The organism is Campylobacter sp. IFREMER_LSEM_CL1097 (assembly GCF_025772225.1).
In the GTDB taxonomy this organism is placed as follows: domain Bacteria; phylum Campylobacterota; class Campylobacteria; order Campylobacterales; family Campylobacteraceae; genus Campylobacter_D; species Campylobacter_D lari_D.
In genome coordinates this window covers 1-24,224 of sequence record NZ_JAKMRT010000005.1, presented here as the reverse complement: position 1 = coordinate 24,224, position 24,224 = coordinate 1, and the positions used below count along the sequence as shown (strand labels likewise).

Sequence of the window (24,224 nt, the reverse complement as noted above, 5' to 3'; positions counted from 1 at the left end):
TTGACTTTATGATTATGATAGTTTGTATGATTTTATTAAAAAAATATTTAAAAAATTATAAAAAAATTAATTTTTATTAAAAAATATTATATTTTTAGGATATTTTTAAATAAAAAATTCTAATTTTTTAGAAAGTAGAATTTTATTATCGGTATATTTTGCCCATTGTATATTTAGAGCAAAAATACAAGCTTTTGCAAGTTTTGCAAAGGGAAATTTTTCATAATATATTTTTTCTTGTTCTGCGGTAGCTTTTCTAAAAATAGCTTTAATTTGTACTCCTTTAATAAGATTGATAATATTTGTATCTAGTGCTATATTAACTCCTACTTTTGGATTTTTATAAGAAAGCTGAATGTGTCTAGTATGTTCTTCGCTAGCAAAAATCAATGCAAGATTTTTATCATCAAAAGTATAATAGCAACTTGCGCAATATATTTCATCATTATCTTGCACGCTCAAGGTTAAGAGTTTTTGAGAATAAATGAATTTTTTAATTCTCTCATCCATTATTTTTAGCTTCTAAATTTAAGATCTTTTGGTAACTTAAATGAGTTAAAAAAATTACATAAAATACTTGTAAAAATAGTCCAAGTAAAGGAATGCTTGATAAAATAAAAAATATTAAAGTACTTATTTTAAAGTTCAAAGGTGAAGAGTTCTTATAAAAATTATCAAAAGAATTTTTATCCAAGACATTGCTTAATACATCTAAGAGTAAAAGTTTATGAAATAAATAATAAAAAACTCCATAATAAATCACAATACTTATAAAAGGTATGATTAGTAAAAAAGTAGCGATTATAAATAATACGCAAAAAGTCAATATAAATTTAAATGTTTTGAGTAAAACTTCTAAAGAATTTACTTCTTTTTGTATGAAATAGTTGTAGTATTTTTGATTTATTTTTTTTACTATATAAGGCGTTAAAAAAGAAATAATTAGCATGGATAAAAATACTGAGGCAAAAACTACTATGAAAAATCCACCTATGGCACTCAAAAATGTAAGTGAAAATTGTACTATGGAAAAGCTAAAAAACCAAGCCATGAAAGTTCCGCTAATGACATCTTCAATATAAGAAAAAAAGATATCATAGGTGTAGAATACAAGCAAGGCTAAAATAATTAAACTAACAAAAAAAGGCAAAAAAGAAAATTTTAAAAAAGGTTTACTAAAAAAATTTTGCAAGCTTAGATATAAAATATTCATTTTAATTCATCGTAATAATTTTGAAGTTTTTTGTAAATTTCTTTATAATCTAAGGTTTCTTTTAAAATTTGATTTAAAACTTCATTATCTTCTACACCATTCCATGTTTTTTTATATGTGCCTTCTTTATAGCCATTTTCTTGTCTGAATTGATTTAAAATATTTTTTCCAATATATGTTTTGTAAAGTTTAAAGAAATTTAAGCCACATTTTCTAGCTAGAATAAAATAGACACTTAAAAGCTCACCTAAATCATAATCAAATCCACTGCATTTATGGATAATAAGCTCAATATCATTTAAAATTCCATAAATATCTGCTTCGTTTGGATTAGAAGTTTCTTTGCAAAAATCATCAAAAAAACTTACAGAAGAAACTTCTTCTGCTATGAAATTTTTATCATTAATTTGTTTTTCTTTGTATTCTTCTAAAATTAAACTCAAGATAAAATGCCATATATCTACTATTTCAATACATACATTATCCCAGTTTGCAGGAGTGTGTATACTTTTCCAATGCTTCCAAGCAAAAGAATCAATAAGTTCAGCACACTCCATATAAATGCATCTTCTAAAGCTAATTAATTTACCTTCTTTGGTATAGCCATTTTCCCATCCTATACCATTAGTATCATCATTTAATTTTTGCTGGAGTTCTAGCATGCTTTTTAAAATATCTTTTACTTGCATTTATTTTCCTTCTTAAGCGTAAAATCCAAATTCTTTATTATTTTCTTCTTCTTTTTTCTTTTCTTGATTATTATATTGCTTCCAAATTTCTTCTAATAATTTAGCACTATCTTGGAAAATCTGTTTTTTAATATCTTCAAGATCAGTTTTTGTCATTTCTTTATTTAAACTTTTATCCATAATATTAAATAACTCATGCAAGGTTGCTTTTTTATGCTCTTCATTTTTTGGTATAGGCAGAGCATCGCCAATTTTCATCGCAGTGGTGATAAGCTCTTTTGGCTTTAAGGTTCCTACTCTTGAGTTTTTCATAAATTCATCAATTTGAGGCTGTATTTTGGCTACTGCTTCTTTAATTTCTTCAATTTCTTCTTGTGAAAGTTTTGTGCCACTATATGAAAACGAAAAACCAAATTGATTTCTTAAACTCAAAGATGCTGAATTTCCATCTTTATCTAATTTTGCTTCTTTTTTATCGTACATAGAAAAAGAAAGATGATTGCCGTTTTTTGTTTTTATATCCATAGAAAAATTTTGAGAGTTGTAGCTAGAAATTTGCATAATGTTCCTTTCAAATCAAGATAAAGTTATATCGTCAAAATAACTAAATCTTAAATAAATTTGCAAAGTTTTTAAGCTTTGCAAATTTCAAATACTAGGGAGATAAATATTTTATCATTAAGTCTTTAAACACTCGTTAAATCCCAAAATAATTTTAGTATTTTTTCATTATTTGAGTGTATTAAAATTTGTTTTTTGTTATGTATATTTTTACATGCTTTTAAAGCCTGTTTTAAATTTTCTTTTAAAGAAAAAATCAATCCAAAAGCAATAGCTTCTTTATCTAAACCACCTAAAATATAAATCAAAGGCATACGCATTGACTTAGAAATATCAAGCTTTGCTTGTTCATTAATGGTAGTTTTAAAATCAAATTTGCTAGGATGTTTGAACTTATAAGCTAAAGCAAGATCTAAAAACTCATCTAAATGGCTTAATTTTTTTCCGCTAATAAAAGGATATATAAAATAAAATAAATCTAAGATGTTATTGCTAATTTTGCCTTCATTATTATAATTTTCTTGTATAAAATTATAATATGTTTTAAATTGCTCTTGGTAATTTTGCACTAAAGTCATAGCCATTTTAGTTTTTGCAAAATTATTTAAAAAAACTTTAGGATTAGCTTCAAAACTAAAGTCTAAAAAATTAATCTTTGTGTCATTTTGATAAAAAATTCCACTAATATCGCTTTCTAAATCTAACAAAATATTATCTGAATTAAGCTCATTATTAGAGCTATTATGGACTATTTTATTATCCAATATAATAGAAAAATTATTATAAGCAAATTCATTGCTCATAGGTTTTTCATAAAAACCAAAATCATCCCAAAAATTCTCTTCACTACAGGCAATACAGCCATGTCCTGCAGCTACTGGCCAAGAGGTTTTGGAGTTAAATTTAACCTTAGGGCAATTATTATAAGCATAAGGTCCTTTACAACCTACTTTAAAAAGACAATAACCTTGTTTTATATTTTCATCGTTAAAACTTTGAGCAAAATTGCCTGCTTCAAATTTAGCTTTTCTTTCACATAAATCATGCAAACATTTACCATAAAAAGCCAAAGGTCTATTTTGTTCATCTAAAGCCATGTCTTGCTCAAATAATATATAAAAGCAAAGCGCTGCGATGATATTTACATCACTTGGAGGACAACCTGGTATATTGATTACTTTTTTTTCCAAGACTTTAGAAATTCCTATGCTTTTGGTAGGGTTTGGATGTGCAGCTTGAATTCCTCCATAGCTTGAGCAAGTTCCCATAGCAAAGATTGTTTTAGCATTTTTGGCACATTTTTGTAAAATTTCATATCCATTTTCACCATGTGCTCCTATAGTTAGATAAAAAGGATCTATAGCACAAACCCCGCCTTCAACGGCCAAAAGAAAATCTTTTTTTTCTAAAACTTCTTCTAAATGCGATTCTGCCTGGTGTCCGCTTGCACTCATAAAGGTTTCATGATATTCTAAAGAAATGAAATCAAAAATCAGATCTAAAAAGTCAGGCAATGAAGTTCTAAGCAAACTCTCACTACATCCTGTGCATTCACTTAAATGAAGCCATATGAGACTAGGTGGGGTGTGAAGTTGAAAATATCTATGTGCTAAAGGGCTAAAATCATTTGGCAAACCTAAAGTTTTAATGATAGAATTTACGGCTTCTAATGAGATATTTTTCTCTTCTTTATGCGAGTTTTCTAATAGAGCAATTTTATGCTCTAATATGCTTTTTAATTCTTCATTGCTTAAAGACATTTTTTAACCTTTGGCTATTTGTATCATATTTAAAAAATCATTTGCAATTAATGCGGCTGAACCTATTAATACTCCATCACAATTTTTTAAAGCACAAATTTCTTTAATATTGTTTTGATTGACACTTCCACCATATAAAAGCTTAGCGTTAGTAAATTCTCTTAAAAAATTAAGTATGGTATTAATATCATCAAGATTAGCACTAACTCCTGTGCCTATAGAATAAATAGGCTCATATGCTATGATAAGTTTTTTATAAGATAAATCAATATTTTCAATTTGTTTTTTTAAAAAATCTAAGCTTTTATTAGTATTTTTGGTTTCTAAACTTTCGCCTATACAATAAATGATATTAAAATCAAGATTTTTTGCAAAATCAAATTTAGCTTTTAAAAAGCTTTCATTTTCATTTAAAGCTCTTCTTTCAGAATGACCTATTAAAACACTTTTGATATTAAATTCTTCTAAGTGAATTTTACCAATTTCTCCGGTATAGGCTCCATTTTCGCAAGGGTAGAAATTCTGCGCGCCTTGCTGAAATGAAAAATTGTCTTTTAAAAAAGCTATGCTAGGTGGGAAGATGAAAATTTCATCTTCTTTGTTTAAATTTTGATTTAATTCTTGAGCATAAAGTTCAAAGCTTGATCTTGTATGATTGCACTTTAAATTTGCTGCAAAAATCATTCATTATCCTTTATAGTCAAAGGTTTTACACCAGGAAGTTCTTTTCCTTCTATAAGTTCTAATGATGCTCCACCGCCAGTTGAAATGAAAGTCATCTCATCAGCATCACCAGCTCTTGCTACAACATCAGCAGTATCGCCACCACCTATTACAGTTGTTGCGTGAGATTCACTAATATAATGGCTCATTTTAATGCTACCTTTTGAGAATTTATCGATTTCAAAAACCCCCATAGGCCCATTCCACCATATAGTTTGAGCATCAGAAAGTGCCTCTTTGAATAATCTTACACTAGCAGGACCTATATCAAGCCCCATCCAACCTGCAGGAATTTCTTGCACAGGAGTGTATTTCATCACTGCTTCTTGAGAGCAAGTTTGCGCTGCTGTAACATCCACAGGAAGATAAATTTTTACACCTAGATTTTTACCTTTGAGTAAGATTTTATTTGCTTCTTCAATTAAATCTTCTTCTAAAAGAGAATTTCCTATATCATAACCTTGAGCTTTTAAGAAAGTAAAGGCCATACCTCCGCCTATGATTAATTTATCTACTTTTGGAAGTAAGTTAGTCAAAGCTTGTAATTTCCCACTTACTTTAGAACCACCTACTACGGCCACAAAAGGACGCGCAGGGTGTTTGATAAGATTGCTTGCAAACTCAATTTCTTTTTGGAGTAAAAATCCCGCACCCTTGTTTGTATTATCAAAGTATTTTGTAATAGCTTCAACGCTAGCATGGGCTCTATGACAAACCCCAAAAGCATCATTAATATAAACATCAGCCATAGAAGCAAGTTCTTTGGCTAAATTTTCATCATTCTTAGTTTCACCCTTTTCAAAGCGTAAATTTTCTAAAAGTAAGATTTCACTTGATTTTAATTCGCTAGCTTTTTTCTTTGCATCTTCACCTATAACATCTTTAGCCATGATGACTTCTTTAGCCATTAAGCGTGCAAGTCTTTTTGCAACTGGTTCTAAAGAGTATTTTGAAGCTATTTCTTTTGGACGCCCTAAATGTGAAGCTAAAATAACTGCACAGCCATTATCTAAACAATACCTTATAGTAGGGATGGCCGAGCGAATACGACGATCGTCGGTGATATTTAAAAACTCATCTTGAGGAACATTAAAATCACATCTTATAAATACTTTTTTCTTTGCAAGATCAATATCTTTAATCGATAAAATACTACTCATCTTAAGCCTTTGCTATAAATACTGCCATATCTACTAAACGAGAAGAATAACCCCATTCATTATCATACCAAGCAACCACTTTAACAAAATCATCACAAATAACTTGAGTTAAATCACTTGCTACAATTGCACCATAAGAACAAGTTATAAAATCACTTGAAACTCTTTCTTCATCATCAACTAATAATATGCCTTTTAAATTACTAGCAGCTGCTTTTCTAAAGGCTTCATTGATTTCTTCTTTACTTACTTTTTTCTTTAAAGTTGCAGTTAAATCTACAGTTGATACATCAGCTACAGGCACACGCATGCTTTGACCATGTAATTTTCCATCAAGTTCAGGCATAACAAGCTTCATAGCTTTTGCTGCACCGGTAGAAGTAGGGATGATATTTTGTGCAGCAGCGCGTGATCTTCTTTTATCTCTTGCTTTTGCATCGATAATGCTTTGACCATTGGTGTAAGCATGTATAGTAGTCATTAAACCTTTTTCTATGCCAAAATTATCTTGTAAAACTCTACAAATTGGTCCTAGACAGTTAGTGGTACAACTTGCATTTGAGATGATATTTTCGCCTTTGTATTCATGTGCATTTACTCCTAAAACATAGGTTGGAGTTTTATCTTTTGCAGGTGCACTCATGATGACTTTTTGCACTCCATGATCTAAAAATCCTTGACATTTTTCCATAGTTAAGTGTGCACCGGTACATTCTAAAACAATTTGTGCGCCATATTTTGCAAAGTCTAAATCTGCTACATTTCTACTTTTTAAAACTTTTATTTTTTTATTATCAATTATTAAATCATCATTTTCATTTTCAACACTACCATCATATGTCCCATGAACGGTGTCGTATTTAAAAAGATATTTTGTGAGTTCAATATCAGTAGTATCATTAATCGCTACAAGTTTTATATCATCGCGTTTCATGATAATTCTTGCAACACATCTTCCAATGCGTCCAAAGCCATTTATTGCAACTTTTACAGCCATTTTCATTTCCTTTTTATGATTAAGTAGATAAAATTCTACTAAAAAAAGGTTAAATTTTAATGAAAATCGCACTTTTTGGCGGTAGTTTTGATCCGCCTCATTTAGGTCATAATGCTATAGTCTTAAATGCATTAGAAAATTTAGAGCTTGATAAGCTCATTATTATGCCTACTTTTATTAGTCTTTTTAAACAAGAATTTACTGCAGATGAACAAAGACGCTTAAAATGGTGCAAGGAAATTTGGGGAAGCTTAATAAAAGTTGAAATTTGTGATTTTGAAATAAAAAAGCAAAGACCTGTGCCTAGTATAGAAAGTGTTGAATTTTTATATAAGCAATATGAAATTTCAAAATTTTATCTTATTTTAGGAGCTGATCATTTGCAAAGTCTTGAAAAATGGCATGAATTTGAAAGATTGCAAAATTTGGTAGAATTTGTTATAGCTAAAAGAGATGATATTTTTATACCAAAGCATTTTAAAACTTTAGATACTAAAGTAAATATCTCTTCATCTTTTATAAGACAAACTTTACAAACAACGCAAGTTTGTGAGCAAATCAAAGAAGAAGTTAAGCTTTATTATTCTAAATTTAAAAATATTTAACAAAAGGAAAACAATGCAAGAAAGAATTAATAATATAGTGCAGATTTTAGATGATAAAAAGGCAGATTTAATAGAAAGCTTTGATATGCAAGATAAGGATTATTTTGTTAAATTTGTAGTGATTGCTACTACTATGGGGGAAAGACACGCGCTTTCTTTGATTGATGATTTAAAAACTAATCTTAAAAGCAAGGGTGAGGAGTTTTTAAATATAGAAAGTAGTGAAGAATGGACTGTGCTTGATTTAGGAGATATTTTGATTCACTTAATGAGTGAAACTTATAGAACAAAATATAATATAGAAGAATTTTTGAAAAGTTTAAATAAAGAAAATCAAAACTAGGGTTAAGATTTAGATAATTTAATTACTGAGTTATCAGATTTAGCTAAAGAATATTTTGAAAATTCAGAATTTGAAAAATGTGATGAAGTTTTAAGCGAGCGTATTGTTTTTGGAAGCTTATCATAATAGAGCATTTTGTGGATTTAATTGTTTGAAATTTCAAGAAGTACTTTTGGCTTTCAATAAAACCATGTACTAGATAATATATATTATTTAGTATATTTTAACAGAGCTAGAGTTTATATACTTTTAGATAAGCAAATAAAAGCCTTAAAAAAATTGTAAACTTATATTGATCTAGCTCTTGTTTAAGAAGCGACTTTGAGAATTTGGAAGATTATCAAAAGGCTATAGAACTTTTTAATAAAATGATTGAGTAAACAAGTTTTAGAATATACCAAAGAATTATCAAAGCTTGATGGAGAAAATGAGTTTGCATTAAAAAATCAAAATATTTTAATGCAAAAATTAAAGCAGCAAAATAAAAAATGGTGGCAAATTTGGAATTAAATTAGAGTTTGTTGATATATTCTTCAATCTCTTTTTTGATTTTGTCTTTTTTGTCTTTTAAAGCTTGTTTTTTGTTTTTATACTCTGTTTTACTCATATAATCTTTTTGTTTTTTTAATTCTTTTAACTCTTGTTCGATTTTTTCTATCTCTTGTTCTTTAAGTTTTTTAGCCTCTAATTTTTTATCATAAAAAAGAGGATCTTTTGCACAATCTGCTTGAACTTCTTTTAAGGCTAATTCTAAACTTAAAGCTTTTTCTTGATGATTGTAATTTTTAGCATAAGCTATTTCTTTTTGAATTTGCTTTATTTTAACCTCACATTGCGTGGAAAATGCAAGTGAGCAAAGTGTAAGTAAAAATAACAATTGCTTCATAGTTTAAACCTTTCTTTTTTCAAATTTTAGTTTATTATATTAAATAATTTATTTGCTGTTTTTAATAAAAACATGAGTTTTAAAAAAAGTTATTTGACCTTTTATAAAAATAAAGATGAATTATTATCAAGCTTATAGTTTGATTTTCTCATATTTTAAACTTATATGATTTTTGTACTAAAATAATCCTAAGTAGATAATGTAATAGGACTTGATAACTAGAATTAATAAATTTTTAAACATGAATATTATTTATTTTTTTAAGTAAAATTGATACAAATCCTTCAAAATCAGGCAATTTTAAATCCTTAATTTCTCTTTGTTGTTTTCCCCACATGCATTCAGGAAAAAACCCATCTTCTTTAAAGCGTGCCATAACATGAAAATGCACTCTTGGCACATAGTTTGCAAAGGAAGCTATGTTGATTTTTTCTGGGTTGTAGTATTCTCTAAGGCTTAATTCGCAAGCTAAAACATACTGAAAAAGCATATTTTGTAAAAAGGATGGACAATCACTTAATTCTCTGTAATTTTCTTTAGTAAAAATTTTTACCCAAGGAATTTGAGAATCTTCTTTTTCTATAAATAAAAAATCATTTTCATAAATCATCTAAATCCTTAAAAAGACTAGGAATAATCCTAGTCTTTTGATTATTTTTTTACTCCTATCATTTTTGTAGGATCTACAAATTTAGCAAAGTCTTCTTCGCTTACTAAGCTAAGTTCCATAGCACTTTCTTTTAAAGAAATACCTTTTTTATGAGCATTTTTTGCTACTTTAGCTGCATTTTCATAGCCAATGTGTGGATTTAGTGCAGTTACTAGCATTAAAGAATTATGCAAGTTAAAATCAATTTTTTCTTTATTTGGCTCTATACCAACAGCACAATGGATATTAAATGAATGCATAGCATCAGCTAATAAATCAAGGCTTTGCAAGAAGTTATAAATAATCACAGGCTTGAAAACATTAAGCTCGAAATTTCCTTGGCTTGCTGCAAAGCCAATAGCTGCATCATTTCCCATAACTTGCACTGCAACCATAGTTAAAGCTTCGCATTGAGTAGGATTAACCTTGCCTGGCATGATAGAACTTCCTGGTTCGTTTTCAGGTATGTTTAACTCTCCAAGACCACATCTAGGGCCACTTGCTAGCCATCTAATATCATTTGCTATTTTCATTAAATTTGCAGCTAAGCCTTTCATGGCCCCATGAGTAAAATTAATTGCATCATGGCTTGTTAGGGCATGGAATTTATTTGGACTTGAAATAAATTTAGTGCCTATTAACTTGCTTAATTCTTCGCTTACTTTTTCACTAAGTTCTGGATGCGCATTCAATCCTGTACCAACAGCTGTCCCACCTATTGCAAGTTCTCTTAATGTAGGTAAAGAAGCGATGATTTGCTCTTTTGAGTGAAGTAACATAGAAAGATATCCGCTAAATTCTTGAGCTAGGGTAAGTGGTGTAGCATCTTGAAGGTGAGTTCTTCCTATTTTAATAATTCCTTCAAATTCTTTTACTTTTTTTTCAAAAGTTGCAATAAGCTCATCTAAAGCAGGGATAAGTTTTTTCTCTACTTGCTCTACCGAAACTATACTCATAGCAGTTGGAAAAGTATCATTTGAACTTTGACTCATATTTACATGATCATTTGGATGAACAAGCTTTTCTTTTCTAAAATCTCCACCCATAATTTCAGTTGCACGGTTTGCTATAACTTCATTCATATTCATATTGCTTTGAGTGCCTGAACCTGTTTGCCATATTGCTAGTGGGAAATTATCGTCAAATTTTCCTGCTACAATTTCATCGCAAGCTTGCACGATAGCATTTTTTTTAGCATCATCTAATTTACCAAGTTTATTATTTACCAAAGCCAAAGATTTTTTAAGATTTGCAAAAGCATAAATTAAAACTTTTGGCATTTTCTCACAACCAATTTTAAAATTTTCAAAACTTCTTTCAGTTTGTGCTCCCCAATATTTATCATTAGGAACTTTTATCTCTCCCATAGTATCGTGTTCGATTCTGTATTCCATGGCCTTTCCTTGTAATAAAATAAGTTGTGATATTTAAACTAAATAAACCCTAAAGTTTGCTTATAATTTAAGAAGTATTTATAAAATTTTTGAAGAAAGGTGTAGTTTTTTTCAAAACTACACAAATACTATTCTACTGTAACACTTTTTGCTAGATTTCTTGGCATATCCACATCATTGCCAAGTCTTATAGAAACTTCTAAAGCTAGAAGCTGTAAGATTACCATCATTTCGAAAAATTCGCACATATAGTGCTCTTGTTTTGAAGTTTTTATAAAATCATCACTTAAATCAAAATCAAGTGGAGAGATAGCAAGTAAAGTAGAATCCCTTGCAGCTAATTCTTCTACATTTGATTTTGTTTTTTCATAAAGACAATTTTGCGGCATTAATGCAACGGTAAAAAGCTCACTATCTGCTAGAGCAATAGGCCCATGTTTCATCTCTCCTGCTGGATAGCCTTCTGCATGTAAGTATGAAATTTCTTTAAGTTTTAAAGCTCCTTCTAGTGCTAATGGATAAAACACATCTCTTCCTATAAAGAAAAAGCCATGGCCATGTAGGTATCTTTTTGAAATTCTATGTACTTTTTCATGCAAGTTTTGTTCAACTTTAACTATACTTGGTAAACTTCTTAGAGCTTTGATTTCTTTACTCATATCTAAATTTGCTTTTTGTGCAAGATAGATTGCAAGCATCCATAAAGTTGCTACTTGAGTGGCAAATGCTTTAGTTGAAGCTACGCCTTTTTCAATACCCGCTCTAGTAAGTAAAGATATATCAGCCAAACGCACGATGTTAGAATTATCCACATTGCATATTGCTAAAGTTTTAACTCCTTGTGTTTTTGCTATTTTTAAAGCTTCTAGTGTATCAGCTGTTTCGCCGCTTTGAGAGATTACTATAAAAAGAGTATTTTTACCTATAATGGCTTCTCTGTATCTAAATTCACTTGCTACTTCAACTTTAGTTTTAATTTTTGCAAGTCTTTCAAGTAAATAAGCCCCACTTAATGCTGCATGATAGCTTGTACCACAAGCACAAAGTGTGATTTCATCTATGTTTTGTAAAAGAGTTTCATTTATATCTTCAAAAACAATCTGCTCACCTTGTAATCGTCCCATTAAAACTTCGCCTAAAACTCTACTTTGCTCATAAATTTCTTTTTCCATGAAAAACCTATAACCATCTTTTTGAGCATAACTTTTATCTTGACTTAAAGCCACAAAAGTAGGTTGTATACAAGCTTGATCATGACAAATTTTGCATTCATTTAAATTAACATATCCATAATCTCCATCTTCAAGATAAGCTACTTTATCCACTAAAGAAACTAAAGGTGCATCACTTGATGCAAAATAATATTCATTTTCATCGCCATTTTTTCCGATGATGAGTGGCACAGCATTTTTAGCAAAATAAATTGTATTAGGATCTTTTTTACTCACAAGCAAGATTGCAAAAGCACCTTTTAGTTCAGCTATGGTCTTTTTAAAAGCTTCAAATGGTTCTAAATTACTCGCATGATATTCAAATAAATGTACAATAACTTCAGTGTCAGTTTGACTTAGAAAATTAATACCTTCTTGTGTGAGTTTTGTTTTTAATTCTTGGTAATTTTCTATGATTCCATTATGTATTACACAAGAGTATTGTCCTAAATGTGGATGCGCATTTATTTCGGTTGGTTTTCCATGAGTTGCCCAACGCGTATGGCCTATAGCAAGCCCAAATCCATCACTATTAAAATTAGCAGTTTTGTTAGCTAAATTTTCTAATTTTCCAACTGCTTTAAAAAAGTCTAATTCTCCATCTTTCATTACTGCTATACCGGCGCTATCGTAGCCTCTGTATTCAAGCTCTTTTAAACCTTCTAATATGATTTTTTTCTTTTCTTTAGTTCCTATATAACCTACTATTCCACACATCTTTTACTCGCTTATTAGTGATTTAAGAATTTGATCTTTATGATCTTGCAAGCTTTCATTTTTATGCAAAATCAAAACATTTCGCGTTCTTTCTTTTATGGTTTGAATTTTTGCTGCACTTAAGATAATATCATATCTTGCAAGTACATCCATTACATAAGCCATTAAACCTTTTTGATCTTTTGTGTTTAAGGTTATTTTGGCATAGCTTTTGGAATAATTCATGTCTAATTTTAATTCATCTTTTTTAATGTTTGGTTTTTTTGCCTTTTTTTGTACTTTTAAATGCAATTTAGAATTAAGTAAATTTTCTAAACTTTGTTTTTGATTATCACTTACTATATCTGAATATTCAAATTTCAGATAAACTTTTTCATCAAATAATTCAAAAAAACTCATAAAGACTAAATTTAAAGAACTTAAAGTGTTGAGTATATTTTCAAGATTATTTTTTCTATTCATTATAAGCTCTAGAGTAAAATTATCTTGATTGTCAAGCCAAAAAGTAAAATTTTCTTTTTGCGCAATCTGTGTTATTTTAATAATTTTTTCAAAGCTATTTTTTATAAAAAAGAGATTAGATTTAATATGAGTGATATTGTTTTGAGTTTGCTCATCAAGATCTAAAAAAGCCTTGCTTCTTTTTAGAGTTTGTTCTTTTTTTACCCTTCTTTGACTCTCATCAATTAAATTTTCATCCTCAAAACCTTCTAGTGCATTTTGAAACAATCTTTCTAAACTTTTATAATAAAAATGATTTTCTATACCCAAAGCTTTAGCATTGCAAAAAGATAAAAGATGTAAGGTTTTTAGGGTATGAGTATCATTTAATTTGGAAATAAAATTTAATACAATAGTAGAATTATAAATATCTTCTTTTTCTATAATATCTTTAAAAGCATTGAAATTTTTAAATAATCTTAAGCCAAAATCTAAAAGTTCATTATCAACTTGGAATTTTCCAACATAAGCTCTGTAAATATTAGCTAAAGAAATTTCATTTTCTTCATGAATAGCACTTAAAAGTATGGTAAGCTTTATTATTAGAAGTGTTTTTTTATCAAATTTGCAATCTTTTTCTTCAAAGTATTTTAAGCAAAGTAATGCTCTATCTAATGCACTATAAATACCTTCTTCTTCGAGTAAAAATTTACTTTGAATTAATGGTTTGCAAAAATCTTTTAAAATGTTTGCATTGTTTAGTAGTTTTAAAATACTAAAAGAATGTTTTTTTTCTAATATACCTTTAAATAACTCCAAATTTTCATCATTATTTTTTGCTCTTTTTAATGCAAAAATTAGTTTAATATCAAAAATAAAATCCTCATCTTCTAGTTTTAAAAGTCGATTGAGTATTAAATTTAAATTTTCATTTTCATCTGAATGAGTAAAAAAGTTATCTTGTATTTCATAAAGTTTATTTTCTTTATAATGTTTTTCCTGGATGCATCTTGCTAAAAAATGTGTATAAATTCCACAAATTTGCATACTTTGCATTGCTTTTTGAATGAGTATGGATTTAAGATCTAAATTTTTCTTTTCTTTTTTATGCATTAAGTTGGCAAGTTCTTGTGAATTTTGTATTAAAAATAAATTTGTGTTTTTACCTTCTAAAAGATTCATTGCACATTTAAGTGAAAATAAAAAATCACTCGCAAGCTTAAATTCGCTAAATTCTTTTTCATTGATAAAATTAAGCATATAATTTTTGGGAGAATCTTTAAATAAAATATTTAAATTTTCTATATTAAGTTGCTCATCTAAACCGCCAAAATTTTTATTAATATCAAATTCTTGCTTGATTAAAGGTTGATAATAAGGGTTAAATTCTTGCAAGATTTTTAGAGCAAATTCTTCTTTTAACTCATCTTGAGCTTGGGAAATTTTTTCTTTGATTTGTTTAAATAAAATCTTAGAGCCACTAATATAGCGGTATTGTAAAATATTTTGTTTAAGCTCATTTTTAGCTATATTATAAAGTCCATTTATTTCACAAATTTGATAGTTAATGCTTAAACCAATATCGTTTAAAAAAGTAATAAATGCTTTCATTAAAGGCTTAATATTATAAGCTTTTATATCTTTATAAATGAGCAATAAATCAATACTTTCTTTTATGCTTAAATTCATTTTAGCATATTGTTTAATGGCGATAATACAAAAAGGAATTTTGTCATTATGTGGAAAAAAATCATCAAAAAAATCATTTAAAACAAGTTCATAAATATCTTCTATAAAACGATCAATCTCTTTAGAATGGTAAAAGCTAAAAGAGCCTTGCTTTAAAAAAAGTCTAGAACAATATGCCTCATAGTCTTTTAAAGAATTTTTTAATTTTTGAATTTTTTGCATATCCATTTTTGAAAATTATTCCTTGCTTTAAATTTTTGTTAAAATCATACCAAAAAATACTTTGTATTAAATTTTAAGTAAGTTAAAATTATAATTGTAGTTTAAAATTAAAAATATGGTAAGAATATGCAAACAATTATAGAAAAATTAGAAAATCAAGAAAGATTAAACGAAGAAGAGGCTAATAAACTTTGGGATTTAGAGCTTTTTACTCTAGCTAAATATGCACAAAAAATTCGTACTAATTTGCATGGCAAAAAGGTTTATTTTAATATCAATCGACATATTAATCCTACAAATATATGTGCAGATACTTGTAAATTTTGTGCTTTTTCAGCACATAGGAAAAATCCTAATCCTTACACTATGACACATGAAGAGATAATGAAAATAGTTGATGAGACAGTTTTAAGAGATACGAAAGAAATTCATATTGTTTCAGCGCACAATAAAAATACATCATGGCAGTGGTATTTAGAAATTTTTAAAATGATTAAAGAAAAATATCCATTTTTACACATTAAAGCTCTAACTGCTGCTGAGGTTGATTTTTTAAGTAGAGCTTTTGATATGAGTTATGAAGAAGTAATAGAAAAAATGCTTGAGTATGGTGTTGATTCTATGCCAGGCGGTGGAGCTGAAATTTTTGATGAAGAAGTTAGAAAAAGAATTTGTCATGGTAAGGTAAGTAGTGAAAATTGGCTAAAAATTCACAAACTTTGGCATGAAAAAGGTAAACAAAGTAATGCTACTATGTTATTTGGGCATATAGAAAGTAGAGAAAATAGAATTAATCACATGATAAGATTAAGAAATCTCCAAGATCAAACAAGCGGGTTTAATGCTTTTATTCCTTTAGTTTGGCAACAAGATAATAGTTTTATTACAGGTAAAAAGCCACTTGGCTCGGTGGAAATTTTAAAAACTTTAGCTATAGCAAGAATAGTACTTGATAATATTAAAAATATCAAAGCTTATTGGGCAACTATGGGTATAAATTTAGCTATGGTGGCTCAAGATTTTGGCGCAAATGATTTAGATGGTACCATAGAAAAAGAAAGCATACAAAGTGCAGGTGGAGCAAAAAGTTCAAATGGCTTAAGTTTAAAAACCTTCATAGAGATGATTCAAAGTTCAGGTTATATAGCAATAGAGCGAGATAGTTTATATAATGAACTAAAAATTTATTAAGGATTAAAATGGATTTTTTTAAACTTAAAGAGCATAATAGCGATGTAAAAACTGAAATTTATGCAGGTATTGCTACCTTTTTAGCAATGATTTATATTATACCAGTTAATGCTAATACAATGAGTAATTCAGGTATGCCACTAGAAGCTTTAATCGTAGCAACCGCTTTGGTAACTATTATAGCTACTACCTTAAGTGCTTTTTTTTCTAATACTCCTGTGGCTATGAGTGTAGGCATGGGATTAAATGCGTATTTTACTTTTAGCGTGTGTAATACTTATCAAATTCCTTGGCAAAGTGCTTTGGGGGCTGTTTTTTTATCAGGTATTGTTTTTACTTTATTATCTTTTACTAATTTTAGAATTTGGGTTATAAAAAGCATACCAAATGATCTAAGAAAAGCTATATCAGCGGGTATTGGAACTTTTATAGCTTTTATGGGACTTGTGCAAATGGGAATTATCACCAAAAGTGAAGCAACTTTAGTAGGCTTGGGAGATTTTTCAAGCACTAAAGTACTTTTTGGATTATTTGGTTTGTTTTTAGTTTTTGTTTTTTGGGCTTGGAGGATTAAAGCTGCTTTTATCTTAGCTGTTTTTGTAAGTGCTTTGTGTGCTTGGATTTTTGGTATTGATGGAGCTAGGTTTCCAGAACAACTTTTATCGATGCCAGTTATAAACGGAGATAATGGCTTAAGTGCAATATTTGGTAAGCTTGATATTAAAGGAGCTTTAGAGCTTAGTATGATTCCTATAGTGCTTACTTTTTTTGTTACTCAGCTTTTTGATAGCGTAGGGACAATCACAGGCGTAGGCTCAAGAGGAAAAATATTTGATGATCCAAAACAAGGTGATAAAAAACTAGGAAAAACTTTAGGAGTAGATGCTGTTAGTTCAGCTATGGGAGCAGTTGTTGGTACCTCTACTGTAACGGCATTTGTGGAGAGTTCAGCAGGAGTTGAAGCAGGCGGTAGAACAGGTCTTACAGCTTTAGTTACTGCTATATGTTTTGTTTTCACTTTATTTTTACTACCGGTATTTAAAGCTATTCCTGCAAATTCTATTTATCCTGTATTGGTTCTTGTTGGAGTTTTAATGTTTATGGAAGTTGCAAATATTAATTTTAAAGATAAAGCAATAGCTGTGAGTGCGTTTTTTATTATTATTATGATGCCGCTGACTTATTCTATTACAACAGGTTTTGCTTTTGGTTTTATTGCGTATTTATTTATACGTATTATGCAAAAAGAATTTGATAAAATTAATCTTGGAATTATCATTTTAAGTGCAATTTCATTATTGGTATTTTTATTACAATTTTTATAGGAAGTGATTATGTATTATTATGCTTATGAAGAATTTCAAAAAGAAATTATCCCTTTTACGCGCAAAATAAAAGAGGAATTTAATCCCGATGTTTTACTTGCTATAGCAAGAGGTGGTATGACTTTAGGCCATTTTTTAGCAGAAGGTATGGGTAATAGAAATTTATTTTCTTTAAATTCTATCCATTATGAAGATACTCAAAAATTAGATACGATTAAAATTTTTAATATTCCTGATCTTAGTTCATATAAAAAAGTTCTTTTGGTAGATGATATCATAGATAGTGGCGAAACTATGATAGAAATTAAGAGAGTCTTAAGTCAAAAGTTTCCTCATTTAGAGCTTAAAGTAGCAAGTGTTTTTTACAAAACTTCAGCATTATTAATCCCTGAATTTTATATTAAAGAAGCTAAAGAATGGATTGATTTTTTCTGGAGTATTAAAATTTAGTTTATTATTAGCTATAAATAATACAATATAATTAAATACTAAACTAAAAGGAAGGACAAACATGAGTTTAACAAGAAGAAAATTCTTAAAAGGTCTTGCTGCAACTTCAGCAGTTGCTTCCGTTAATCCTTTAATGGCAGCACAAACAAAATTTTACGATACTAAAAAAATTCCTCATGCAACTCACTTTGGTGCTTTTTGGGCTGAAGTAAATTCAGAAGGAAAAATAGTAAAAGTTACTCCACAAAAATCTGATAAACATCCTTCAGTAATAACTGATGCCATTATCGATAGAACTTATTCAGACACTAGGGTAAAGTATCCTTGTGTTAGAAAAAGCTTTTTAGAAGGTAAAAAAAGACCTAAATTAAGAGGTAAAGAACCTTTTGTAAGAGTAAGTTGGGAGAAAGCTTTAGAGCTTGTATTGGAAAAATTAAAAGAAACCCCTATTGAAAATTTATTTAATGCAAGTTATGGTGCATGGGGACATGTAGGTTTATTGCACAATTGTAACTCAGTAGCAGGAAGATTTTTTAATACCGCTTTAGGTGGCCATATTGGCACTGATGGTGAGTATAGTAATGGTGCTGCTGGTAAAGTAAATGCTAGCATAGTAGGAGATTTGGAAGTTTATTCTTTACAAACTTCTCATGAAGTTATTTTGGAAAACACTCAGGTTTATGTTTTATGGGGAGCTGATCTTTATAAATGCAATCAAATTGATTTTAAAGTTGCAAATCGTGGTAATGATGATTATTATAAAAAATACAGCAAATCAAAAATTAAATTTATAACTATCGATCCTCAATATACTCAAACAGCAGAAATTTTAAATGCTCAGTGGATTAAGATTCGTCCAAATACTGATGTTGCTTTAATGCTTGGTATGATGAATTATTTATATAAAAGTGGAAAATATGATAAAAAATTCATTGAAAAATACACTGATGGTTTTGACAAATTCTTACCTTATCTGCTTGGAAAAACTGATGGTATTGATAAAACTCCAGCTTGGGCTGCAAATATTACCGGCGTTGAAGAAAAAGTTATTACCGCATTGGCAGATACTTTTGTAAAAAATAGAACCTTTTTAGCAGGTAACTGGGCTATGCAAAGAGCACACCATGGTGAGCAAGCTGATTGGACTTTAATGGTTTTAGCTTCAATGATAGGTCAAGTAGGCTTACCTGGTGGTGGATTTGGTTTTTCTATGCATTATTCAGGTGGTGGTCAAGCATTTTCAGGTGTAAGATTACCAGTAGGTTTACCACAAGGTAAAAATAATCTTGATACTAATATTCCTGCAAGTAGAGTTTCAGAAGCTATTTTAAATCCAGGTAAAACAGTTAAATTTAAAGGTAAAGAAATCACTTATCCTAAAATTAAACTCATGTATGTAGTGGGCGCTTCTGTATTGGGCCATCATCCAAATACAAATGAACTTATCAAAGCTTTAAGAACACTTGATACATTAATTGTACATGAGCCTTGGTGGACTCCTATGGCAAAAATGGCAGATATTGTATTACCTTCAACTACAACTTTAGAAAGAGATGATATTAGCTTTGGTGGCTCTTATTCTCAAGATTATGTTTATGCTATGAAAAAAGTAATTGAGCCTTATTTTGAAAGTAGAAATGACTATGATATTTTCGAAGAATTAGCAAAAAGAATTGGCGAGAGAGAGCATAAAAAATTTACAGGTAATAAAACAAAACAACAATGGCTTGAAGGTTTTTATGGAAGAAGTGATTGTCCTTATTATATGGAATTTGCTGACTTTTGGAAACAAGGTTTTATCCATTTTGAACCACCAAAAGAAGCTTATAATTTTGTAAGACACTCTGAATTTAGAGCCGATCCTGTGGCAAATAAACTTGCAACAGAAAGTGGAAAAATCCAAATTTATTCTCCAAAATTTGAAAAATACAATTTAGATGATTTTAAAGCACATCCAATATGGTTTGAGCCTGCAGAGTGGCTGGGTAATGAAAAATTAGTTAAAAAATTTCCTTTCCATTTAGTAAGTCCACATCCAAGATATAGAGTGCATTCTCAACTTGATAATACTTGGGTGAGAGATTTGTATAAAATTCAAGGTAGAGAACCTGTGATGATTAATACAAATGATGCCAAAAAACTTGGTATTACCCACGGAGAAGTTGTAGAAGTATATAACGATCGTGGATCACTTTTAGCAGGTGCTTTTGTAACAGATAATATCATGGAAGGAGTTGTTAGTATCCAAGAAGGTGCTTGGTATGACCCTGAAGATGTAAGCGATAGCAAGCCAAGATGTAATGCAGGTCATGTAAATGTTTTAACAAGCTCAAGACCAACTTCAACTATGGCTCAAGCAACTAGTGTAAATACTTGCTTAGTGGGTATTAAAAAGCTAAAAGAAGTTATAAAACCTTATAATTCAACTACACCACCAGAAATCATAGGAGCTTAAAATGAAGAAAATTATATTGACATTAACTTTTTTAGCTAGTGCTTTGTTTGCTAAAGATATGTTTATTTTTAATGAAAAAGTAGATCTTTTAGATAGTGCTAGTAAAAAAGTAGTAGGACAAATTTATGAAGGCTCTAAAGTGGAGCTTATAAAAGAAGAAGGTGAATACTCTTTAATTAAAGTCAAAGGTGAGGTTGTGGAGTCAAATCCAAAAAGCCTTGCTTATACCAAAGATGGAATTTATCTTTTACTTACTTTAAATGGTAAAAATGCAAGTAATGAAATGGAATTTTTAGTTAAAAGTAAAGATTTGACCGATCAAGAAATTCTTGCTTGGGATGAGATAGAATTAACTTATTATGATACTTGCACAAGTTGTCACGCAGCACATAAACCAAAAGAACATTTAATGGAAGAATGGGATGCATATTTATCTGCTATGCAAGGTTTTGCTAAAATCACTGATGCGGAAAAAGATAGAATTTTAAGATTTTTACAATCTCACGCAAGTAATGGGCCTGTAAAACTTGACTAATCAAAAATGAAAAGGTATTTATTAGCCGTTTTATTTTTTGATTTTTGTGCTTTATTATATGGTGTAAGCACTTTATCTATCAGCTACAATGAAGCACAAATTTATTTTTACGATCATAGCTTAATTGCTATGATTGCTAGATTTGGTACTGCTCTTCTTGGACAAAATGATTTTGGATTAAGACTTCCGTTTGTTTTGTTGCATTCTTTAAGTTGTATTTTGTTGTATATTTTGGCTTTAAGATACACCAAAACTTCTTTTGATGCTTTTATTTCTGTTGTGCTTTTTATATTGCTTCCTGGTAGTGTAGCCAGCGCTTTGCTTATCAATGAATCTAGCATAGTAATATTTTTTACGCTTTTGATTTTGGTGCTGTTTGAATATAAAAAATTCTTTTTATTTTATATCTTGTTTTTTTTAGTTCTTTTTGTAGATGGAAATTTTGTAATTTTATATTTATCTTTTTTCTTTTTTGCTATATATAAAAAAGATAAATTACTTATTGCATGCTCTTTGATTTTATTTGCTATTGCAATGAGTATTTATGGTTTTGATGCAAGTGGAAAACCTAAAGGATATTTTTTAGATACTTTAGGTATTTTTGCAGCTTGCTTTTCACCTTTAATTTTTCTTTATTTTTTTTATGTTATTTATAGAATTCTTTTACAAGATGATAAACCTCTTTTATGGTTTATTAGTGCAACTACTTTCGTTTTTTGTTTGATTTTTTCTATAAGACAAAGACTTTTTTTAGAAGACTTTTTACCTTTTTGTGTAGTTTGTACTCCATTATTAGTTCGTTATTTAATGTCTTCTTATCGCTCAAGAATGCCACAATTACGCCTAAAACATAAAATTTTTATAGAATGCTCTTTAGTTTTTTTACTATTTTTTTATCTTGGTATTATTTTTAATCAAAGTTTTTATTATTTATTAAAAGATCCAAAAAAACATTTTGCTTATGATTATCATATTGCTAAAGAATTGTCTTCAAAGTTAAAACAAAGAAATTTTACACATATTTTCACTAAAGATAAAGAGTTAGCTTTAAGACTTAAATTTTATGGTATTTCCAAAGGTAAATTAGAACTTCATTCTAGTAAAAAAACTAGTAAGATATATGTTAGTTTAGGTAGGCATAAAATTTATTATTATATAAAATGAAACAAGCTTTTACTTTAATGGAATTAGTTTTTGTTTGTATTATATTATCTTTATTGTTTTCTATGGGGTATTTTTATTACAAACCTGACTATTTGCGTTTAGGGGCTGAACAAATTTTAAATGATATTAAATACACAAGACATTTAGCATTAATACAAAATGATTTTAGAGTAAAAGAATTTAATATTGCTAAACGAGAGTGGTTTAAAGCTAAATGGCAATTATATTTCATACGCTCAAAGTCAGCTACAAATAATGAACAAACTTATACTATTTTTTTAGATAAAAATGGTGATGGTAATGCAAATATAGGTAAAAACATGATTAATAAAGACAGAGAAATAGCTGTTGATTTAATTAATCCAAACTTATTGATGAACTCAGGACAAAGCGGAGTAATAAATCAAAATGATTCTAAGGCGAATTTAAAATATAATATAGAAAAAACATATGGTATTTCAAAAGTTTTGTTTGAAGGTGCTTGCAAGGGAAGTACGCGTTTAATTTTTGATGATTATGGTCGCTTATATACACCTTTGAAAAATGCTATGCGTCCTTATGATAAACTCTCATCTTTTAATAATAACTGCATTATAAGATTATCTAATAAACAAGATCAGCATATATGTATAGTTATAAATCCTATCAGCGGTTATGCTTATATACCTAATTTTTCTTCACTAAACCAGCAGAGTATTATTTTAAATAATAAACAAATATTTTGTCATAATATATAATTTTTATTAAAATTTATTATTTTTTTGATAAAATATATTTACTAAAATACTTCAATTTAAATACAAAAAAGGAGATATATGAATGTAAATACACAAATGAGTGTGAAAAATAAATTGTCCATTGTTGTTGGTGTTATTGTCTTTTTAGCTTTATCAATAATCACTATAATGGCATTTGTTTCTAGTAGAAATAATTTAATTTCAAACAGTAAACAAGCGAATGAAGATTATTTATTGATCACAGAAACTCAAGTGGAAGGATATGTTGATGGCTATATAGATATTTTACTTGCCATAAAAAAATACATTGATTCTTTGGGAAAAAATCAAGTTTTAAATTTTGATTCTATGGAGCAAATACTAGGAGATGATTTAAAAATTTTTAAAGATGGATCAAATACTTTAGCTGTCTATGTTGGTTTTCCCGATGGAACTATGCTTGTAAGCGATACTGTTTCTGATAAAAAAGGAGTTAATTTTAGAAAAAGAGGTGGTGGAGTTTCTTCTTATGATGATCCAAGTTACGATGCTACTTCTAGAGACTGGTATAAAGGGGCTATTGCAAATGATGGAGTGTTCATAAGCGATGTTTATGAAGATTCTGTTACAAAATTACCTAGTTTTACTTATTCTACCCCGATTAAGAAAAACGGTAAGTTGATAGGTGTTTTAGGTGTTGATTTACTGCTAACATCTTTGCAAAAGACCTTTGAAAAACTTCCAGGAAATGTTTTTGTTTTTGATACAACAAGCTCTATTCCTTTTGCATCAAATAATAAATCACTAATCTTAACTCAACATCCAAGTATAGAAGAGATAAAAAAATATCATCAGCAATTTGGAGATTATAAAACATTTGAATATATAAGCGTTGATACACAAGAAGAAAGATTTGGAATTTGCGCTAATATAGATAATTCAAAAGCTAAAGTAAGCTATATTGCTTGTGCAACTCAAAAGCAAGATGAGTTGGAAATGTTGGTTTTAAAAGACGCATATAAGCAAATTATTTTTTCTATTATTATATTGTTTATTTCATGTTTTGCTATTTACTTTTTTTCTTCAAAATTACTATCCCCTTTACAAGCAATCCAAAAAGGTATCAAT

The 24,224-nt window shown here is 28.8% G+C and carries 24 protein-coding genes; 11 read left to right on the top strand and 13 right to left on the bottom strand.

Annotated elements, in window-relative coordinates; translation table 11 throughout:
- Nucleotides 1-105: 105 nt before the first annotated feature.
- From L8W64_RS03080 to gap, 8 genes are all read right to left on the bottom strand, one after another.
- Complete coding sequence (locus L8W64_RS03080) at nt 106-510, bottom strand: hypothetical protein (RefSeq protein WP_263672839.1); 405 nt, start codon at nt 508-510, stop codon at nt 106-108.
- The gene (locus tag L8W64_RS03075) at nt 503-1,213 is read right to left on the bottom strand and encodes an EI24 domain-containing protein (protein WP_220566306.1); all 711 of its coding nucleotides are present in this window, start codon (nt 1,211-1,213) and stop codon (nt 503-505) included. The genes L8W64_RS03080 and L8W64_RS03075 overlap by 8 nt, the downstream gene beginning before the upstream one ends.
- Nucleotides 1,210-1,902, bottom strand: a complete 693-nt coding sequence (locus L8W64_RS03070) for a dUTP diphosphatase (RefSeq protein ID WP_133319361.1) — start codon at nt 1,900-1,902, stop codon at nt 1,210-1,212. The genes L8W64_RS03075 and L8W64_RS03070 overlap by 4 nt, the downstream gene beginning before the upstream one ends.
- 12 nt (nt 1,903-1,914) lie before the next feature.
- On the bottom strand, nt 1,915-2,463 hold the full coding sequence (locus tag L8W64_RS03065; RefSeq protein ID WP_220566304.1) for an ATP-binding protein: 549 nt from the start codon (nt 2,461-2,463) through the stop codon (nt 1,915-1,917).
- A gap of 125 nt (nt 2,464-2,588) precedes the next feature.
- Nucleotides 2,589-4,223 carry a hydrogenase small subunit gene (locus L8W64_RS03060; protein WP_263672838.1) on the bottom strand — a complete coding sequence of 545 codons (1,635 nt, stop codon included), beginning with the start codon at nt 4,221-4,223 and terminating at the stop codon, nt 2,589-2,591.
- Nucleotides 4,224-4,226: 3 nt separating this feature from the next.
- Entirely contained in the window at nt 4,227-4,907 is a 681-nt protein-coding gene (locus L8W64_RS03055) for a triose-phosphate isomerase (protein ID WP_220566302.1), read from the bottom strand.
- Entirely contained in the window at nt 4,904-6,106 is a 1,203-nt protein-coding gene (locus L8W64_RS03050; RefSeq protein ID WP_263659824.1) for a phosphoglycerate kinase, read from the bottom strand. The genes L8W64_RS03055 and L8W64_RS03050 overlap by 4 nt, the downstream gene beginning before the upstream one ends.
- Nucleotide 6,107: 1 nt before the next feature.
- Nucleotides 6,108-7,103, bottom strand: coding sequence for a type I glyceraldehyde-3-phosphate dehydrogenase (gene gap / locus L8W64_RS03045; RefSeq protein ID WP_263672837.1), 996 nt, complete (start codon nt 7,101-7,103; stop codon nt 6,108-6,110).
- Between the two features lie 59 nt (nt 7,104-7,162).
- Here gap and nadD point away from each other — a divergent pair, with 59 nt between their 5' ends.
- The 3 genes from nadD to L8W64_RS03030 all read left to right on the top strand — a co-directional run bounded on the left by nadD (nt 7,163) and on the right by L8W64_RS03030 (nt 8,561).
- Nucleotides 7,163-7,708 (top strand): nicotinate (nicotinamide) nucleotide adenylyltransferase, encoded by a 546-nt coding sequence (gene nadD, locus L8W64_RS03040; protein WP_220566299.1) that lies wholly within the window; start codon nt 7,163-7,165, stop codon nt 7,706-7,708.
- A 13-nt stretch (nt 7,709-7,721) separates the two neighbouring features.
- On the top strand, nt 7,722-8,051 hold the full coding sequence (gene rsfS / locus L8W64_RS03035; protein WP_133319354.1) for a ribosome silencing factor: 330 nt from the start codon (nt 7,722-7,724) through the stop codon (nt 8,049-8,051).
- Between the two features lie 372 nt (nt 8,052-8,423).
- Nucleotides 8,424-8,561: a hypothetical protein gene (locus tag L8W64_RS03030; protein ID WP_220566298.1), complete on the top strand. Its 138-nt coding sequence runs from the start codon at nt 8,424-8,426 to the stop codon at nt 8,559-8,561.
- Nucleotide 8,562: 1 nt separating this feature from the next.
- On the opposite strand, the gene L8W64_RS03025 is transcribed toward L8W64_RS03030, so the two are convergent.
- The 5 genes from L8W64_RS03025 to L8W64_RS03005 form a co-directional block, all read right to left on the bottom strand.
- A complete protein-coding gene (locus tag L8W64_RS03025; protein WP_220566297.1) occupies nt 8,563-8,937 on the bottom strand; it encodes a DUF1090 family protein in 375 nt (124 codons plus the stop codon).
- 235 nt (nt 8,938-9,172) lie between these two features.
- Nucleotides 9,173-9,547: an HIT family protein gene (locus L8W64_RS03020; RefSeq protein WP_220566296.1), complete on the bottom strand. Its 375-nt coding sequence runs from the start codon at nt 9,545-9,547 to the stop codon at nt 9,173-9,175.
- A gap of 41 nt (nt 9,548-9,588) precedes the next feature.
- Entirely contained in the window at nt 9,589-10,980 is a 1,392-nt protein-coding gene (fumC, locus tag L8W64_RS03015) for a class II fumarate hydratase (RefSeq protein WP_263659823.1), read from the bottom strand.
- A 128-nt stretch (nt 10,981-11,108) separates the two neighbouring features.
- Nucleotides 11,109-12,908, bottom strand: coding sequence for a glutamine--fructose-6-phosphate transaminase (isomerizing) (gene glmS / locus L8W64_RS03010; protein ID WP_263662841.1), 1,800 nt, complete (start codon nt 12,906-12,908; stop codon nt 11,109-11,111).
- A 3-nt stretch (nt 12,909-12,911) separates the two neighbouring features.
- A complete protein-coding gene (locus L8W64_RS03005; protein WP_263672836.1) occupies nt 12,912-15,266 on the bottom strand; it encodes a nucleotidyltransferase in 2,355 nt (784 codons plus the stop codon).
- A gap of 120 nt (nt 15,267-15,386) precedes the next feature.
- Between L8W64_RS03005 and mqnE the strand changes: the two genes are divergently transcribed.
- The 8 genes from mqnE to L8W64_RS02965 form a co-directional block, all read left to right on the top strand.
- Nucleotides 15,387-16,451: an aminofutalosine synthase MqnE gene (mqnE, locus tag L8W64_RS03000; RefSeq protein WP_133319349.1), complete on the top strand. Its 1,065-nt coding sequence runs from the start codon at nt 15,387-15,389 to the stop codon at nt 16,449-16,451.
- A gap of 8 nt (nt 16,452-16,459) precedes the next feature.
- Nucleotides 16,460-17,776, top strand: coding sequence for an NCS2 family permease (locus L8W64_RS02995; RefSeq protein ID WP_263672835.1), 1,317 nt, complete (start codon nt 16,460-16,462; stop codon nt 17,774-17,776).
- Nucleotides 17,777-17,785: 9 nt separating this feature from the next.
- Nucleotides 17,786-18,226, top strand: coding sequence for a phosphoribosyltransferase (locus L8W64_RS02990; protein WP_133319347.1), 441 nt, complete (start codon nt 17,786-17,788; stop codon nt 18,224-18,226).
- A 61-nt stretch (nt 18,227-18,287) separates the two neighbouring features.
- Entirely contained in the window at nt 18,288-20,681 is a 2,394-nt protein-coding gene (locus L8W64_RS02985; RefSeq protein WP_263672834.1) for a molybdopterin-dependent oxidoreductase, read from the top strand.
- Between the two features lies 1 nt (nt 20,682).
- Nucleotides 20,683-21,216: a hypothetical protein gene (locus L8W64_RS02980; protein ID WP_133319345.1), complete on the top strand. Its 534-nt coding sequence runs from the start codon at nt 20,683-20,685 to the stop codon at nt 21,214-21,216.
- A 6-nt stretch (nt 21,217-21,222) separates the two neighbouring features.
- The gene (locus L8W64_RS02975; RefSeq protein ID WP_263672833.1) at nt 21,223-22,380 is read left to right on the top strand and encodes a hypothetical protein; all 1,158 of its coding nucleotides are present in this window, start codon (nt 21,223-21,225) and stop codon (nt 22,378-22,380) included.
- Nucleotides 22,377-23,117 carry a Tfp pilus assembly protein FimT/FimU gene (locus L8W64_RS02970; protein ID WP_263661044.1) on the top strand — a complete coding sequence of 247 codons (741 nt, stop codon included), beginning with the start codon at nt 22,377-22,379 and terminating at the stop codon, nt 23,115-23,117. Before L8W64_RS02975 ends, L8W64_RS02970 begins: the two co-directional genes overlap by 4 nt.
- Before the next feature lie 78 nt (nt 23,118-23,195).
- Nucleotides 23,196-24,224, top strand: a 1,029-nt coding sequence (locus L8W64_RS02965) for a cache domain-containing protein (RefSeq protein ID WP_263659815.1), incomplete at its 3' end; no start/stop codon positions are given.